Annotated in this window: 15 protein-coding genes and 2 tRNA genes; 3 read left to right on the forward strand and 14 right to left on the reverse strand. The window is 71.5% G+C overall.

Annotated features, from left to right (window positions below):
• From ABZ234_RS28790 to ABZ234_RS28810, 5 genes are all read right to left on the reverse strand, one after another.
• Positions 1 to 264: ClpX C4-type zinc finger protein (locus tag ABZ234_RS28790; RefSeq protein WP_355014125.1), on the reverse strand; the 264-nt coding region annotated here is incomplete at its 3' end.
• Positions 265 to 543: 279 nt separating this feature from the next.
• Positions 544 to 1,200, reverse strand: coding sequence for an ATP-dependent Clp protease proteolytic subunit (locus ABZ234_RS28795; protein WP_267948591.1), 657 nt, complete (start codon positions 1,198 to 1,200; stop codon positions 544 to 546).
• A 64-nt stretch (positions 1,201 to 1,264) separates the two neighbouring features.
• Positions 1,265 to 1,789 carry an ATP-dependent Clp protease proteolytic subunit gene (locus ABZ234_RS28800; RefSeq protein WP_267948590.1) on the reverse strand — a complete coding sequence of 175 codons (525 nt, stop codon included), beginning with the start codon at positions 1,787 to 1,789 and terminating at the stop codon, positions 1,265 to 1,267.
• 298 nt (positions 1,790 to 2,087) lie between these two features.
• Complete coding sequence (gene tig / locus ABZ234_RS28805) at positions 2,088 to 3,533, reverse strand: trigger factor (RefSeq protein WP_344184639.1); 1,446 nt, start codon at positions 3,531 to 3,533, stop codon at positions 2,088 to 2,090.
• Positions 3,534 to 3,760: 227 nt separating this feature from the next.
• Positions 3,761 to 3,835: transfer RNA gene (locus tag ABZ234_RS28810), tRNA-Pro, on the reverse strand.
• 117 nt (positions 3,836 to 3,952) lie between these two features.
• Here ABZ234_RS28810 and ABZ234_RS28815 point away from each other — a divergent pair.
• The 3 genes from ABZ234_RS28815 to ABZ234_RS28825 all read left to right on the forward strand — a co-directional run bounded on the left by ABZ234_RS28815 (position 3,953) and on the right by ABZ234_RS28825 (position 6,801).
• A tRNA-Gly gene (locus tag ABZ234_RS28815) sits at positions 3,953 to 4,026 on the forward strand.
• Positions 4,027 to 4,276: 250 nt separating this feature from the next.
• Complete coding sequence (locus ABZ234_RS28820) at positions 4,277 to 4,780, forward strand: adenylyltransferase/cytidyltransferase family protein (RefSeq protein WP_267948588.1); 504 nt, start codon at positions 4,277 to 4,279, stop codon at positions 4,778 to 4,780.
• 155 nt (positions 4,781 to 4,935) lie between these two features.
• Positions 4,936 to 6,801, forward strand: coding sequence for an ABC transporter ATP-binding protein (locus tag ABZ234_RS28825; RefSeq protein WP_267950276.1), 1,866 nt, complete (start codon positions 4,936 to 4,938; stop codon positions 6,799 to 6,801).
• 81 nt (positions 6,802 to 6,882) lie between these two features.
• Here the strand turns inward: ABZ234_RS28825 and ABZ234_RS28830 are convergent, their stop codons facing one another.
• The 9 genes from ABZ234_RS28830 to ABZ234_RS28870 all read right to left on the reverse strand — a co-directional run bounded on the left by ABZ234_RS28830 (position 6,883) and on the right by ABZ234_RS28870 (position 14,868).
• A complete protein-coding gene (locus tag ABZ234_RS28830; protein ID WP_355014110.1) occupies positions 6,883 to 7,434 on the reverse strand; it encodes a (2Fe-2S) ferredoxin domain-containing protein in 552 nt (183 codons plus the stop codon).
• Between the two features lie 92 nt (positions 7,435 to 7,526).
• A complete protein-coding gene (locus ABZ234_RS28835) occupies positions 7,527 to 8,375 on the reverse strand; it encodes a M23 family metallopeptidase (RefSeq protein ID WP_355014111.1) in 849 nt (282 codons plus the stop codon).
• 342 nt (positions 8,376 to 8,717) lie between these two features.
• Positions 8,718 to 8,915 (reverse strand): antitoxin, encoded by a 198-nt coding sequence (locus ABZ234_RS28840; RefSeq protein ID WP_267948585.1) that lies wholly within the window; start codon positions 8,913 to 8,915, stop codon positions 8,718 to 8,720.
• Between the two features lie 94 nt (positions 8,916 to 9,009).
• On the reverse strand, positions 9,010 to 10,353 hold the full coding sequence (gene mgtE / locus ABZ234_RS28845; protein ID WP_267948584.1) for a magnesium transporter: 1,344 nt from the start codon (positions 10,351 to 10,353) through the stop codon (positions 9,010 to 9,012).
• A gap of 289 nt (positions 10,354 to 10,642) precedes the next feature.
• Positions 10,643 to 11,746 carry a PP2C family protein-serine/threonine phosphatase gene (locus ABZ234_RS28850; protein WP_267948583.1) on the reverse strand — a complete coding sequence of 368 codons (1,104 nt, stop codon included), beginning with the start codon at positions 11,744 to 11,746 and terminating at the stop codon, positions 10,643 to 10,645.
• Positions 11,747 to 12,336: 590 nt separating this feature from the next.
• Positions 12,337 to 12,804 carry a ribose-5-phosphate isomerase gene (locus ABZ234_RS28855; RefSeq protein ID WP_355014112.1) on the reverse strand — a complete coding sequence of 156 codons (468 nt, stop codon included), beginning with the start codon at positions 12,802 to 12,804 and terminating at the stop codon, positions 12,337 to 12,339.
• A 92-nt stretch (positions 12,805 to 12,896) separates the two neighbouring features.
• Positions 12,897 to 13,046: a hypothetical protein gene (locus tag ABZ234_RS28860; protein WP_267948581.1), complete on the reverse strand. Its 150-nt coding sequence runs from the start codon at positions 13,044 to 13,046 to the stop codon at positions 12,897 to 12,899.
• Positions 13,047 to 13,193: 147 nt separating this feature from the next.
• Positions 13,194 to 14,615 carry an aldehyde dehydrogenase family protein gene (locus ABZ234_RS28865; RefSeq protein ID WP_355014113.1) on the reverse strand — a complete coding sequence of 474 codons (1,422 nt, stop codon included), beginning with the start codon at positions 14,613 to 14,615 and terminating at the stop codon, positions 13,194 to 13,196.
• Positions 14,616 to 14,709: 94 nt separating this feature from the next.
• Positions 14,710 to 14,868, reverse strand: coding sequence for a hypothetical protein (locus ABZ234_RS28870; RefSeq protein WP_267948579.1), 159 nt, complete (start codon positions 14,866 to 14,868; stop codon positions 14,710 to 14,712).
• Positions 14,869 to 14,955 lie beyond the last annotated feature (87 nt).

The following is a 14,955-nucleotide window of genomic DNA, read 5'->3' on the forward strand; positions in this document are numbered from 1 at the left end:
CGCCACCGACAAGGCCTTCTTCGCCTGGTCCTGACCGATCACATACGAGTCCAGGAACTCGTAGATCTCCCGCGGCTTCGGCAACGAGTCCCACGACAGCTCGGTGGCGTCGGCGAGTTCCTCTTCGATGATCTCGTTGCACAGATCGATGCACTCATCGCAGATGTACACGCCGGGGCCGGCGATGAGCTTCTTCACCTGCTTCTGGCTCTTACCGCAGAATGAGCACTTCAGCAGGTCCCCGCCGTCGCCGATGCGTGCCACCCAGCCACTCCTCAAAACTAAGGCCGCCCCGCCGGTGCCGCTCTGACGCGAAACCGCACGGAAGTCGAATCTCCCGTACCCGTCCACGAAGGTCACGGACGGGGCGATCTGTGTGTCGCTCTCCGCCAGACTAAGCGAAAAACCGGACCGGCTTCACCACCGGGCTCCCCCAGGCGGGTCAAGGGCCGGTCCGGCCCACGCTTCACCACTGCCGAGAATCCCCGGCGGAACACCCCGTTCCCAGGGGGCCGCGGAAGGACTTTCGGCTCCGTCACACCCCTACTTGAGGGAGGCCTTGCGGTACGGCAGCACGAAGTCGATGATGCCGTACTCCTTGGCCTCCTCCGCCGTGAGGATCTTGTCCCGCTCGATGTCCTTGGAGACCTGCTCCGGCGTACGACCGGTGTGACGGGCCAGGGTGGTCTCCAGCTGCGTACGGATACGGGTGATCTCGTTCGCCTGGATCTCGATGTCGCTGGCCTGGCCGTGCATGCCCTCGGTCGCGGGCTGGTGGATCAGGATCCGGGCGTTGGGGAGCGCGCCGCGCTTCCCGGCCGTGCCTCCCGCGAGCAGGATCGCGGCTGCCGACGCGGCCTGGCCGATGCACACCGTCTGGATGTCGGGGCGCACGAACTGCATCGTGTCGTAGATCGCCATGAGGGACGTGAAAGACCCTCCGGGCGAGTTGATGTACATCTGGATGTCCCGCTCGGAGTCGAGCTGCTCAAGGGTGATGAGCTGGGCCATCAGGTCGTTGGCCGACGTGTCGTCGATCTGCACGCCGACGAAGATGATCCGCTCCTCGAAGAGCTTGTTGTACGGATTCATCTCCTTGACGCCGTACGACGTCCGCTCCACGTAGGACGGCAGGACGTAGCGGCTCTGGGGAGCCATCGAGGCCGCGCCGCCGATGAGACTGGGGTTGTACTCGGTCATTTCACGCCTTCCACGCACTGCGCCGTTCCTGGGACCAGGTCCGACGGGTCAACTCTGGGTACGGTCACCTGGTCACGTCGAGGGTGCCCTCGAGCACCTCGTCGATGAAGCCGTACTCCTTGGCCGCCTGAGCGGTGAACCAGCGGTCGCGGTCGGCGTCCTTCTCGATCTGCTCGACCGTCTGCCCCGTGTGCTCGGAGATCTTCTCGATGAACATCTTCTTCACGTACAGCAGCTGGTCTGCCAGGATCCGGATGTCGGAGGCGGTGCCCCCGATGCCACCGGACGGCTGGTGCATCATGACGCGGGTGTGCGGCAGCGCGTAGCGCTTGCCGGGGGCGCCGGCGCACAGGAGCATCTGGCCCATGGACGCGGCCATGCCGATGCCGACGGTACGGACATCGTTGGGGATGTACTGCATGACGTCGTAGATCGCCATGCCCGCGGTCACGGACCCACCCGGCGAGTTGATGTACAGGGTGATGTCCCGCTGGCGGTCCTCGGCGGACAGCAGCAGGAGCTCACCAACCAGGCGGTTGGCGATCTCGTCGTCGACCTGCTGGCCGAGGAAAACGATTCGCTGGCGCAACAGGCGCTGAGGCGTCTGCTCAATAAAAGGGGAAATCTGCGACTCGGACGTACGAGCGTCGAATCGCGGGGACTCATCAAAGGTCGGCGGCACTCTCGTCACCTGCTCCGGAATCGAAACGGTTGCGATACAGCGACACTAACGCCGACGGAAGCCGGGCTCGTCCGGATACCGTCCCTGTTCGCTTTGAGCGCAGGGTGGCGCAGGGCCCGTACAGCACTTTCCTCCACCAGCGAACACATCGGGCCCCGACCGGCCCGAGGGGTCGGTCGGGGCCCGTGCACGCCGGGCGCGAAGCCTACTTGGCTTCCTCGGACTTGTCGTCGCCGGCCTCGTCGGCCGCGGCCGCGGGGGCCCCGGTCTCCTCGGCGTCGTCCTCGATGACCTCGAGGGACTCCTCGGCGGCGACCGCGGCGGCCTTGGCCGCGGTCTCCTCGGCGTTCTCCTGCTCGATGACGTTGCCGTCCTCGTCGGTGACCCGGGCGCCGGCCAGGACCAGGTCCATGGCCTTGCCGCGGACGACCTCGGTGAAGGCGACGCGGATCTGGTTGGACTCGACCAGGTGCTGGGCCAGCTGGTCCGGGCTCACGCCCATGCGCTGGGCCTGCTCGAACACGTACTGGCTGAGCTCGCCCTGGTCGGCGCTCAGGTCCTCCTGGATCGCCAGCTGGTCGAGGATGAACCCGGCCTTGACGGCCGAGCGGGCGCCCGTGGTGAGCTCTTCGTCGAACTCCTCCTCGGTCTTCTCCTGCGACTCCAGGTAGGCCTCCTTGGTGAGACCGCCCTGGGCGAGCTGCTGCTCCAGGCTCTGGCGGCGGCGGGTGATCTCCTCGTCGACGACCGCGTCGGGCAGCGGCACGTCGACGGACTCGATCAGCTGCTCCAGGGCCTTGTCACGGGCCGCGGAGAGCTGCTGGAGGCGGCGGACCTCCGACATGCGCTTGCGCACGTCGTCGCGCAGCTCCTCGATCGTGTCGAACTCGGAGGCCAGCTGGGCGAACTCGTCGTCCAGCTCGGGCAGCTCCTTGACCTTCACACTGTGCACGGTGACGGTGACGTCCGCCTCCTTGCCCTCGTGCTCACCACCGACGAGGGTGGTCTTGAAGGTGGCCTCGCCGCCGGCCTCCATGCCCACGAGGGTCTCGTCGAGGCCCTCCAGCATGGCGTTGGTGCCGACCTCGTAGGAGTAGCCGCTGACCGCCACGTCGTCGAGCTTCTCGCCGTCGATCGCGGCGGAGAGGTCGATGGACAGGTGGTCACCGGTCTCGACGGGGCGGTCGGCCCCCACGAGGGTGGAGAAGCGCTCGCGCAGCGTGCCGATCTGCTCGTCGACCTGCTCGTCGGTGACCTCGGCGCTGTCGACGGTCACCTCGATGCCCTTGTAGTTCTCGACCTCGAACTTGGGGCGGACGTCGACCTCGGCGGTGAACGCGAGCTCCTCGTTGTCCTCCAGCTTGGTGACCTCCACGTCGGGCTGGCCGAGCGCGAAGAGCTCCTCCTTCTGGATGGCTTCGTTGTAGAGCTCCGGGACGGCGTGGTTGACCGCTTCGCTGATCACCGCGCCGCGGCCGACGTAGCGGTCGATCAGCCGCGCCGGCGCCTTGCCCGGGCGGAAGCCCTTGATCCGGACCTGCTTGGCGAGCGACTTGTACGTCACGTCGAAAGCGTGATCGAGCTCCTCGAAGGGCACCTCGATGGTCAGCTTGACCCGGGTGGGGCTCAGCTCCTCGACATCGGTCTTCACGGGGCGGTACTCCTAGGTTTGCCGGCTGGTGTCCGCGTCGGCCCGCAGGCGCACCACACACAACGGCGAAATGCACGAGCGCACCCCGGGGCCATGACGACCACGTTCACACGGGGTGCCCTGCGACGGGCTGGGACTTACAGTTTCCTGCTGATCGCACCAAGTCTAGGGCAGATACACAGGGGGCCACGGCGTACGGCCGGAGGCCGATGCCACGGATGGTTTCGTCGGGGTGGCGGGATTCGAACCCGCGGCCTCATGCTCCCAAAGCATGCGCGCTAACCAAGCTGCGCTACACCCCGTACACCGCACCAAGGATCGCACTCCCGGGATGGGGGTGCGACCACGGCTCGGGAGACTGTACTCTTGTCTCCGTCGGCTCCACGAGTCTAGAGGAAACTCGAAGGCTCCGGCGCCACGCGGGCGTAGTTCAATGGTAGAACCCCAGCCTTCCAAGCTGGTCATGCGAGTTCGATTCTCGTCGCCCGCTCCACCGCTCCACCGCTCCACCCCGGGCCCCGGCCCCTCCTGCCGGGCCCTCGCACCGGGGCGCCCCGTCTCCACGGCACGGCACACCCCCGCGCGAGCGCCCCGGCCGTCCCACGGACCCGGCGGACCGGGGAGCCCGGCCCTGCTCCCCGGAGGCGGAATACCCGCCCCGAACGGGTACGTTGACCTTTCGGGCGAACCCGTCGGCTCGGATCGGACACGGGGGCCCTCGCTTCGTTGGGACGGGTGGCTGAATGACGGACACGGACGCGACGCACGGCGCCGACACTCCCCTCGGCGCCCACTGGTTCGAGCGGCCCGAGCTCCTGGAGCGGCCCGCCGTCGTCACCGGAGCCTTCGACGTCCTGCACGTCGGACACGTCCGCTTCCTCCGGTCCATCGCCGAACGCGGCCTGCCCCTCGTCGTCGGCATCGAGTCCGACCGCAGGGTGGGCGCCTGGAAGGGACCCGGGCGCCCCGTGAACCCCGCCGAGGAGCGAGCCGAGACGGTGGCCGCGCTCGCCTGCGTCAGCGGCGCCTTCGTCATCGAGGGCCCGCCCGGGGTCGCCGACTGGTCCGCCTACGCCGAACTCCTGCGCCCGCTCGACCCCGCCGCCCTGGCGTACACCGCCGGGGACCGGTACACGCAGGCCAAGATCCGCGGAGCCGACGCCCTCGGCGCCCAGGCGTGGGAGCTGCCGTTCACCCCCGGCCGCTCCACCACGGCCGCGCTGGGCCGGCTCGCCCACTCCCTCTGACCCCCGAGCCGTCGGAGCCCCCCGGCACGGCGGCTTCGGGCGGCCCCGCACCGGCCGCCGGCCGGGCGGCGCGCTCTCCCCGGGAAGCCGTGCACGGGCGCGGGCGTTGACGCATGCGTGGCGAAGCAGCGAGAAGAACGGGGCCGCCCATGTCCATGATGTCGGGAAGACCTTCCTACAGGTCCCTGGTCAACGACGGGAGCGCGAAGGGCAAGCAACTGCCCCCCGGCCTCACCCGCCGGATCGTCTCCTACGCCCGCCCCCACTGGCGGGCGATCCTGTGGTTCCTCCTGGTGACATCGGTCGGCTCCGCCATCGTGGTCGCCAACCCCCTCCTGCTCAGGGCCATCATCGACGAGGGCATCCTCCCGGGGGACACCTCCCTCGTGGTGTGGCTGGCGGTCGCCGCGGCGGGGCTGGCCGTCCTGGAGGGCGGGCTGACGCTGCTCGGCCGGTGGCTGTCCGCGCGGATCGGCGAGGGCGTCATCTACCTGCTGCGCACCCAGGTCTTCACCCACGTGCAGCGGATGCCGCTGTCGTTCTTCACGCGCACCCAGACGGGTTCGCTGATCAGCAGGCTCAACACGGACGTGGTGGGCGCGCAGCGCGCGATCACCTCCGTGCTCCAGTCGGTGCTGTCCAACCTGATCAGCGTGGTGGCGGTGCTCGTCACGATGCTCGCCCTGTCGTGGCAGGTGACACTGCTCGCCCTCGTCCTGGTCCCGCTGTTCGTGGTCCCCGCGAAGCTCATCGGGCGCAGGCTCGCCCACATCTCCCGCGACGCGATGGACAACAACGCGGACATGAGCTCCCTCATGACCGAGCGGTTCAACGTCGGCGGCGCGATGCTGGTCAAGCTGTACGGCCGCCCGGACGAGGAGTCGGCCGGGTTCGCGGACCGGGCCGGCCGGGTCCGCGACCTGGGCGTCCGCCAGGCCGTCCTCGGCTCCCTTCTCTTCAGCATGCTGGGCCTGATCACGGCCCTGGCGATGGCGATGGTGTACGGGGTCGGCGGGGTGCTGGCGATCGGCGGGGCGTTCGAGGTGGGCACCCTGGTCGCGCTCACCACCCTGCTCACCCGGCTCTACGGGCCGGTGACGACGCTGTCCAACGTGCACGTGGAGATCATGACCGCGCTGGTCTCCTTCGACCGGGTCTTCGAGGTGCTGGACCTGGAACCGGGCCTCAAGGAGGACCCGGACGCGCGGGACCTCCCCCCGGGGCCCCTGGGCGTCGAGTTCGACCAGGTGTCCTTCCGCTACCCGGGGGCCCGCGAGTCCTCGGTCGCGTCGCTGGAGCTGGCCCCGCACGCCGAGGTCGACGACGACACCCAGGTGCTGAGCGGGGTGTCGTTCCGGGCCGCGCCGGGCACGATGGTGGCCCTCGTGGGGCCGTCCGGCGCCGGCAAGACGACGCTGACCCACCTGGTCTCCCGCCTGTACGACCCCACCGAGGGCGCGGTGCGCGTCGGCGGGCTGGACCTGCGCGGGGTGACCGGGGACTCGCTGCGCGAGGCGGTGGGCGTGGTCACACAGGACGCCCAGCTGTTCCACGACACGGTGGGCGCGAACCTCCGCTACGCGCGCCCCGGGGCGACCGACGCCGAACTGGAGGAGGCCCTGCGCATGGCCCGCCTCGGGACGCTCCTGGACCAGCTGCCGAACGGCCTGGACACGATGGTCGGCGACCGGGGTTACCGGCTCTCCGGCGGTGAGAAGCAGAGGCTGGCGATCGCCCGCCTGTTGTTGAAGGCTCCGTCGGTGGTGGTGCTGGACGAGGCCACCGCGCACCTGGACTCGGAGTCCGAGGCCGCCGTGCAGGAGGCCCTGGCGGTCGCGCTGGAGGGGCGGACGTCCCTGGTGATCGCGCACCGGCTGGCCACCGTCCGCGAGGCCGACCAGATCCTGGTGCTGGAGGACGGGCGCATCCTGGAGCGCGGCACGCACGACGAGCTGCTGGGGCGCGAGGGGCTCTACACGGCCCTCTACCGGACCCAGTTCGCGCCCCAGTCGAGGGCCTGAGGCCGGGGGCGGGGCCGCGTTCCCGGATCCCCTGCGGGTCCCGTCAGGAGCGCGGGCCCGCGACGGCCCGCGGGACACGCCCTAACCGCGTGCGGCCCTCTCGGCCTCCTTGCGGGCCTTCTTCGCCTTCTTCTCGGCCTTCTCGGCCTTGCCTGCCTTCTTCTTCGCCTTCTTGGCCTTCTTCTTCGCCTTGTCGGACTTCTCGGACCCCGTCCGGCCCTCGTCCGACCCCTTCTCCGGCCGGGACGCCCCCTCGGGCCCCTTCCCCCCGGAACCCTTCCCGGCCTTCCTGCGCTCCTTCTTTGCGGCCTTGGAGTGCTTGGGCTTCTTGCCCTTCTTCGGCTTCTTGGCGTCCTTGGAGGTGACGTGGTCGGCCAGGACCGCGGGCAGGGGCGCGAGGCCGGGACCGCCGTCGAAGATCCAGTCGTCGATGGCCTCGAGCAGCTCGTCCTCGGTGACCCGCCCCAGCCAGACGGGCCGGCCCCCGGCTGCGCGCCCCTCCCGGGACGGCTGCACGACCACCACGTCGGCCTCGAAGCAGATGCCCAGGCACTTGCTGGTGCGGACGGGGACGGTACGGCCGGCGTGGTCCTCGATGGCGCCGAGGCGGGCGAGCTGGGCCCTGTGGTCCACGCCGGGGACCTTCTTCCGGGTCCCGCAGCAGCACCCCCGGCAGACCGTCAACTGACAGGGCCGCCCCTCCGCAGCGCTCACACCCACCCCTCTCACCGGTTTCGTGAGGTTCGCCTTACCTCACCAGCGTAATCGTCTCCCCCGGCCTCCTGACCAGGGGGTACCTCCTCGGTCCCGGGGCCCTCGACCACGACGGGCCGCCAGGTCTCCGGCAGCCCCGCCCCGTCGTCCCGGCCGTTCCAGCCCGGGGCCCACACGATCGGCAGGCCCGCCGCGAACAGGGGTCGCCTGTGGTCCATGAGCTGCACCCGCACCTGCGGTTCGGTGCACGCCCCCGAGTTGCCGCACCTGGCCACCACCTGTCCCGCCCGCACCCTGTCCCCGCGGGCGACCGTCAGGGAGCCCCGCGCCAGGTGGCCGAGGAGCAGGTGGTCGCCGCCCCCGACGTCGATCACGAGGTGGTTGCCGAGTATCCCCGAGGGGCCGCGCAGCTCCCGCAGGGCGTTCTCCACCACCGCTCCGAAGAGCCACGGCCAGGAGTTGCGGCTGCGGTGGTCGCGCCGCCCGTCGTGCGCGGTGACCACCGTGCCGTCGGCGGGGGCGTACACGGCCCTGCCGAACGCCGGGAAGTCCTCCGGCGGGCGGCTGAGCGGACGCCAGGCGATGTCGGGCCGGGCCCCTCCCCCCGGCTCGGCGACCAGGCCGAGCGCATAGGTCTGCCCGTAGGCGTGGCTGCCCTGGCTCGGGGTCCCGTCAACGGGGCTCGTGAGCGCCATCCACCTGCCGCGCACCGGCGGCAGCACCGCCCTGGGCTCGCGCCGCACCGTGCCGAGCCGCAGGTACACGGCCAGGGCCGCGACGAGCAGCCCCGTGCCCGCCCACCACGGCACGCCGGCGTAGGCCGCGAGCAGGAGGAGGGTGGCGGCCCACATCAGCGGCATGCGGACCCTGGCGGCCAGGACCGGCAGGCGCCCGCCTCCCCGTCCCGCCCCGGATCCGACCGGGCGCCGGGGGCCGCCGGAAGCCCTCGGGCCCCCTCCGCGCACCGGTGTGTTCGAGGCGTCCGAAACCACGGTGGGCACACGGCTACCGGCGGGGTCCTGCTCGGTCTCCCGGTCCGTCGCGCCGGGTTCGGCGGAGAGGGCCGCCGGGGGCCGCGGCACGGTCGGCGCCCCCTGCGGGGCGGCCGGCCCGTCCGGGCCGGGGAAGGGGAACGGGGCGGGTGAGGGCATCCTCCATTGTGGACGCACCCCGCCCGCCCCGCTCACGCACGGCGGCCGGCGCTACTTCCTGTCCTCCCGTGCACGCTTGCGCAGGTACTCCGTCGCGGCTCCGGCCCCCTTGTCGATCCTGTCGTCGTGGGCACCTCCCGTAGCCCTCTTCGCGGCGTCGGCTGCCTTGCCGACCAGCCCCTGGGCCTTCTCGGCGTTGTCGTCGACGGCCTTCTTCAGCCGCTTGAACGCATCTCCGGTACCGGACATGGAATCCCCCCTAGATCCGTCCTGCTCCTGACGCGATACCCGGTTCACACCCTCTTCATGCGGATTGTGCGACCGGGCGGTCGGTCCCGGCGGATCAGATGCCCAGGACGAGACGGGCGATGGAGAAGTAGATGATCAGGCCGGTGGCGTCCACGAGGGTCGCCACCATCGGTGAGGACACCACGGCGGGGTCCACGCCGACCTTGCGCGCGAGCAGCGGCATGGCCGATCCGATGACCGCCGCCCACGTGCACACCGCGACCACCGAGCACGCCACCACCGCGGCGACGGCGAACCCGACGAGCAGGGATCCGATGGCCAGGGCGAGGCCCGCGAGCATGACGCCCAGGAGCAGCCCGACCCGCGCCTCCTTCCAGATGACCCGGGGGAGGTCGCGCACCCGCACCTCGCCCACGGCCAGGGCACGCACGATGGCGGTGGCCGACTGGGCGCCGACGTTCCCGCCGGTGCCGATGAGCATCGGCACGAACATCGCCAGGGCCGTGACCTCCTCCAGAGTGGCCTCGAACGCCTGCATGACGTTGACCGTCAGCGTGGCCGCGACGATGAGCAGCATCAGCCAGACCGACCTCGCGCCCACGAGCCGCAGCACGCTGACGGAGACGTAGTGGTCGCCGACGGGGCTGGCGCCGGACTGCCGGGCCATGTCCTCGGAGTCGGCGGCCTCGATGACCTCCAGGGCGTCGTCGAAGGTCAGCAGGCCCACGAACCGGTCCTCGGAGTCCACCACGGCCAGGGAGACCAGGTTGGCCTCCTGCATCAGGCGTGCGGCGTCCTCCGCGGACTCCGAGGCGCCGACGCGGGGGGCGAACACGTCGACGATGTCCTTGAGCAGCCGGTCGTCTTCGCTGACGACCAGGTCCCCCAGGGTCACCGTGCCGACCAGTCGGCGGCCGTCGCTCACCACCGGCAGGGTGTAGATGGTCTCGGCGTCCGCCCCCCGGGCGCGCACGACCTCCAGGGCGCGGTGCACCGTCAGGTCGCGGTGCAGGATGACGGTCTCCGGGGTCATGAACCGGCCGACGGCGTCCTCGGGATACCCCAGGAGGGCGGCGGTCATCTTGCGCTCGGCGGGACTGAGGCCGGCCAGGGCCCGGGTGGCGATCTTCGCCGGCGCCTCCCCGATGAGGCGGGCCCGGTCGTCCGGGTCCATCTCCTCCAGGATCTCGTGGAAGGCGCTGTCGCGGAGGCCGAGCAGGATGGCCTGCTGCTGGCTGGGGTCGAGTTCCTCGAAGACCTCCAGCTCGCGGTCCTTGTCCAGGAGCCGGAACGGGATGATCGCCTCGCCTCCGGCCATGCGTGAGAGTTCGTCGGCGATCTCGTAGGGCCTGTGCTCGGCCAACCAGAGCCGGATGCCGGTCAGGTCGTTGTTCTCGACCAGATCGGTCAGTTCTTCAGCGCGCTCGCCTTCTGACATGCGAAGCACCCCCTCGCGTCTCCTACGCCCTGCGGGAGGACCCGCGGGCGGCACCAGTCTTCGGATAGCGGTGGGCCTGTGGAGGGGCCCCGCTCCGGTCCCGTCGTCACTGGTGTGGTGGGCCGTGGGAGTTGGCGCCCGGGGGCTGCGGGGGCGGGCACGGCGATCCGGGGACGTGTACGGACTGACCGCCGTACGCGGGGACGGGGAGCATTCCGACCCTACCCTCAGGCCGGCTCGGACGCCGCACCGCACACCCCCGCGGCGCGGCACGCGGGGCCCGGGCGGCTCAGTCGCGCCAGAGGACGACGAGGGCGCAGTCGTCGTTCTTGTCCTTGGACAGGGTGTCGACGAGCTCCCCGGCCCCGGTGGCGAACCCGTGGGGGACGAGTCGCTCGGCCTCGCCGAGGAGCCGGTCGATCCCCGCGTCGAGGTCTTCACCAGGGGTTTCGATGAGGCCGTCGGTGCAGAGCATGATGGCGTCACCGGGGCGGAGCTTGCCCTGGACGGACGTGTAGGTCATCTCGGGGATGACCCCGAGGACCACGCCCTTGGCCTCGGTGGTGCTCCAGAGCCCGCCGCCGCTGTCGTAGTGCAGCGCGGGCGGGTGGCCCGCGGAGGCGATCTGGTACTCGCCCGTGTCGAGGTCCACACTGAGGTGCACGGCGGTCACGAAGCCCTCGCCGCCGCTGTTGCGCATCAGGTAGTCGTTGCAGTGGGAGAGGAAGTCTCCCGTGGGCACCGCGCCGATGAGTCCGCTGAAGGCCCCGGAGAGCATGAGCGCCCGGGTCCCCGCGTCCACGCCCTTGCCGGAGACGTCCACCACGGCCACGTCCAGCCGGTCCTCCCTGCGGATGGAGACGACGAAGTCCCCTCCGAAGGAGGAGCCGCCGGCCTGGCGGAGGACGGCGGTCCGCCCCCACCCCTCGGGGAGCCGGGGCATGCGGCCCTGGTGCCGGATCCGGTCGCGCAGGTCCAGCAGCATCATCTCGCCGCTGAGGCCCTGCACCCCCAGGCGTTCGCGCACGCCCGACAGCAGGTAGGAGAGGACCGCGGTGACGCCGATCGTGACCAGCAGGCCGGGGCCGACCTGGCCGAAGTCGAGCATGTAGGCGACGAAGACCAGGACGGCGGCGACCACGCCGAGCAGGAAGGCCAGGCTCTTGCGCTTGAGGAGGAGACCGCCCGCGAGGACGGTGAGGATCGTGGAACTGGGCGGGAACCACCCGGAGGGGCCCCACACGGCGCCGACGCCGATCCCCACGGCCAGGGTGACGAGGGTGATGAGGACGAGCCTGTAGCGGAACAGCACCTTGCGCCGGAGCACCGCGACGAGCCTCTGCGCGGAGGAGCGCAGGAGCCGGGTGGTCTTGGCGGTCGGTGTGGGCTTCATGGATCCTCATCATCGGCGCACCCGCTTCACCAGCGGGGTCGCCCTCTCGGGCGGCGCGGTCGGACGGCACGGTCGGACGGCCGCGGGGGCCGCGTCGCCACCGGGCACCTGTTCGGCGGGCCGGGGCGGTGTGGGGCACTCCCCGGTCGTGGTGGCTGGAGACGCCGATCGACGGGCACCACCGTGCCGCGGACAACGAGGGCCCGCCACTGTGCACGAACTGTAGCGCGCGGAATGTCGCCCTGGCACGTGCAACCAGCGGTGTTCTCCCCCAAACCGAGGGTTTGGGTTCAGCCGATAACCGAGCGTGCGGAGTCGGGCACTTCCCCGGTCCCGGGGAACGGCTCTGTTCTCCGGGGATGTACACCCTTCTCGGACACTGTGCGGTGACCGGACCCGCCCGCGTCCGGGTGGCGGGGCGCGGCGCGCGTCCCGGGGGCGCGGCCGGACCCCAGGGTCTCACAGCGCTCGGCACCCCACCAGGGCCGTGCGGCCCGCGGGCGGGCGGCCGGGGCCGGTGCGGGCGCGGCCCGGACGGCGGAACGCCCCCGCGCGGGACCGTGGCGGCCGGGCGGGGGCGTGGGACGGGGTTACGGGAGGGGCGGCAGTTCGCCGGTCCGCTCGTAGCCGGTCAGCATCGCGATGCGGCGGGTGTGCCGCTCCTCGTCGCTGTACGGGGTGGCGAGGAAGACCTCCACGAAGCGGGTCGCCTCCTCCGGGGAGTGCATCCGTCCGCCGATGCCGAGCACGTTGGCGTCGTTGTGCTCGCGCGCCAGGCGGGCGGTCTGCTCGCTCCAGGCCAGGGCGGCGCGGACGCCCCTGACCTTGTTGGCGGCGATCTGCTCGCCGTTCCCGGAACCGCCGATGACGACGCCCAGCGAGCCGGGGTCCGCGGCGACGCCCTCGGCGGCGCGCAGGACGAAGGGCGGGTAGTCGTCGACCGCGTCGTAGACGCGGGGTCCCGCGTCGACCACGTCGTGGCCCCGCTCCTTCAGCCAGGAGACGAGGTGTTCTTTGAGCTCGAAGCCCGCATGATCTGATCCAAGGTAAACACGCACGTGTCCAGTCTGGCAGGTCACGGGGGTGACGGGCACGGCGCCCCGCCCCGCGTCCGGGGACGCGGGCGGGGCGCCGTCGTGCACGGGTCCGCTCAGACCGCGCCGGAGGCGGCGGCGGCCACGCTCAGGCCCAGGACGGCGAAGAGCGCCATCGAGATGACGGCGACGGCGTTGTAGACGATCATCGACTTGATGTCCTTGCCGATGGGGCCTGCCTTGGAGACCGCGGGCTTGCTGCTCAACTCACACCTCATTGGGTTCGACCAGGGATGACCAGACGGAATTTTTCCACACCCCACAACGCGGCCGTCACCGGGGCCGATTCCTCGGAAGGGCGGCCGGGGGCCGTGAGACCGCGCACACCGGACGCGGCCCCGGCACCCCGGGGGTCACATCTGGACGGCCTTGACCTCGCAGAACTCCTCCAGGCCCGCCAGCCCCCACTCACGGCCGTTCCCCGAGCGCTTGTAGCCGCCGAAGGGCGCCCGGGGGTTGAGCGCGCCGCCGTTGAGCTCGACCTGCCCCGCCCTCAGCCTGCGGGCGACGGCCAGCCCGCTCTCGCGGTCGGCGGACCACACGGCGGCGTTGAGCCCGTACACGGTGTCGTTGGCGACGGCGACGGCCTCCTCCACCGTGTCGTAGGGGATCATGACCAGCACCGGGCCGAAGATCTCCTCCTGGGCGATGCGCATGTCGTTGCGCACGTCCGCGAAGACCGTGGGCCTGGCGTAGTAGCCCCGGTCCCGGCCCTCGACGGGCTCGGGACCCCCCGTGACCAGGCGGGCGCCCTCCTCCACGCCGAGCCGGACGTAGCCGCGGACCTTCTCCAGCTGGGCGGCGGAGACGAGCGGGCCCAGGCGGGTGGCCTCGTCCTCCGGGTCGCCGGGCACGTACTTGGCGGCGGACTCGGCCGCGAGGGAGACCGCCTCCTCGTAGCTGTCGCGGTGGACCAGCATGCGGGTGAGCGCGTTGCAGCTCTGGCCCGTGTTGCGCATGACGTCGGCGACGCCGCGCTTGACCGCCTTGGCGAGGTCGGCGCCGGGCAGGATGACGTTGGGCGACTTGCCGCCCAGTTCGAGCGCGACCCTCTTGACGGTCTCGGCGGCCACCTGGCTGACCCGGGTCCCCGCGCGGGTCGAGCCGGTGAAGGACACCATGTCCACGCGCGGGTGGGCTGCGACGGCCTCCCCCACGACCGGTCCGGTGCCGGACACGAGGTTGAACACCCCGGCGGGCAGCCCGGCGTCGTGGAACACCTCGGCGAGGGCGTAGGCGCCGAGCGGGGCGATCTCGCTGGGCTTGAGGACGACGGTGTTGCCCGCCAGGAGGGCGGGGACGACCTTGAGGACGATCTGGTGGAGCGGGTAGTTCCACGGCGTGATGGCGCCGACGACGCCGACCGGCTCGCGCACGACCAGGGAGTTGCCGACGGTCTCACCGCCGAAGTAGCGTTCCCCGGCCTCCTCGACCAGGTCGATGTAGGTCCGGAACATGAGCTCGGGCAGGCCCGCCTGCACCCTGCGTGAGAACACCGCGGGCGCGCCCATGTCCCGGGTGAGCCCGGCGGCGATGTCGTCGATGCGGGCGGCGAACAGCTCGTGGGCCTTGGCCAGGTGGGTGACGCGCTGCCCCGGGGTCAGCGCGGACCAGGCGGGGAAGGCGGCGGCCGCGGCCTCGACCGCGGCCCCGGCGTCCTCGGCTGTTCCGGCCGGAACGGTGTCGATGACCTGCTCCGTCGCCGGGTTCACCACGTCCAGGGCCTCGTCGGAGGCGGAGTCGCGCCAGGCGCCGTCGATGTAGAGGGATCGCATGGCCCCACTGTGGCAGAACGTGATTCGGGTTGGCCAGAGCGGAACGGGGGCGGGGCCGCACACCCGTGGTTCCACGGACGGCTCCGGCCCCGGGTCAGCCCCAGTGCGGGGGGCGGTCGGCGATGAGCCGCGCGGTGGAGTCCTCCTCGGAGTCCTCGCCCCAGCCCACTCCGCGTTCGTCGCTGGTGGTGTCGGGCAGGATGTCGAGGTCGTCGAGGAACTCGACCCTGCGGTCGTCGTCGGGTCCGGGCATGTGCGGTCCTTCGCTCTGCGGTGGGTCCGGGCCCCGGCGTCCGGGGACCGGCGGCGCGGACGGGCGTCCGGAGCCGGGCCGGCCCCC

Source organism: Nocardiopsis sp. NPDC006198 (genome assembly GCF_040613895.1).
GTDB classification, from domain to species: domain Bacteria; phylum Actinomycetota; class Actinomycetes; order Streptosporangiales; family Streptosporangiaceae; genus Nocardiopsis; species Nocardiopsis tropica.

Excerpts from the sequence above, each read along its gene's own strand:
- ABZ234_RS28795 (WP_267948591.1), bottom strand. The coding sequence starts at position 1,200 with ATGACCGAGTACAACCCCAGTCTCATCGGCGGCGCGGCCTCGATGGCT.
- ABZ234_RS28820 (WP_267948588.1), top strand. The coding sequence starts at position 4,277 with ATGACGGACACGGACGCGACGCACGGCGCCGACACTCCCCTCGGCGCC.
- ABZ234_RS28825 (WP_267950276.1), top strand. The coding sequence starts at position 4,936 with ATGATGTCGGGAAGACCTTCCTACAGGTCCCTGGTCAACGACGGGAGC.
- ABZ234_RS28835 (WP_355014111.1), bottom strand. The coding sequence starts at position 8,375 with ATGCCGCTGATGTGGGCCGCCACCCTCCTCCTGCTCGCGGCCTACGCC.
- ABZ234_RS28840 (WP_267948585.1), bottom strand. The coding sequence starts at position 8,915 with ATGTCCGGTACCGGAGATGCGTTCAAGCGGCTGAAGAAGGCCGTCGAC.
- mgtE (WP_267948584.1), bottom strand. The coding sequence starts at position 10,353 with ATGTCAGAAGGCGAGCGCGCTGAAGAACTGACCGATCTGGTCGAGAAC.
- ABZ234_RS28850 (WP_267948583.1), bottom strand. The coding sequence starts at position 11,746 with ATGAAGCCCACACCGACCGCCAAGACCACCCGGCTCCTGCGCTCCTCC.
- ABZ234_RS28865 (WP_355014113.1), bottom strand. The coding sequence starts at position 14,615 with ATGCGATCCCTCTACATCGACGGCGCCTGGCGCGACTCCGCCTCCGAC.
- ABZ234_RS28870 (WP_267948579.1), bottom strand. The coding sequence starts at position 14,868 with ATGCCCGGACCCGACGACGACCGCAGGGTCGAGTTCCTCGACGACCTC.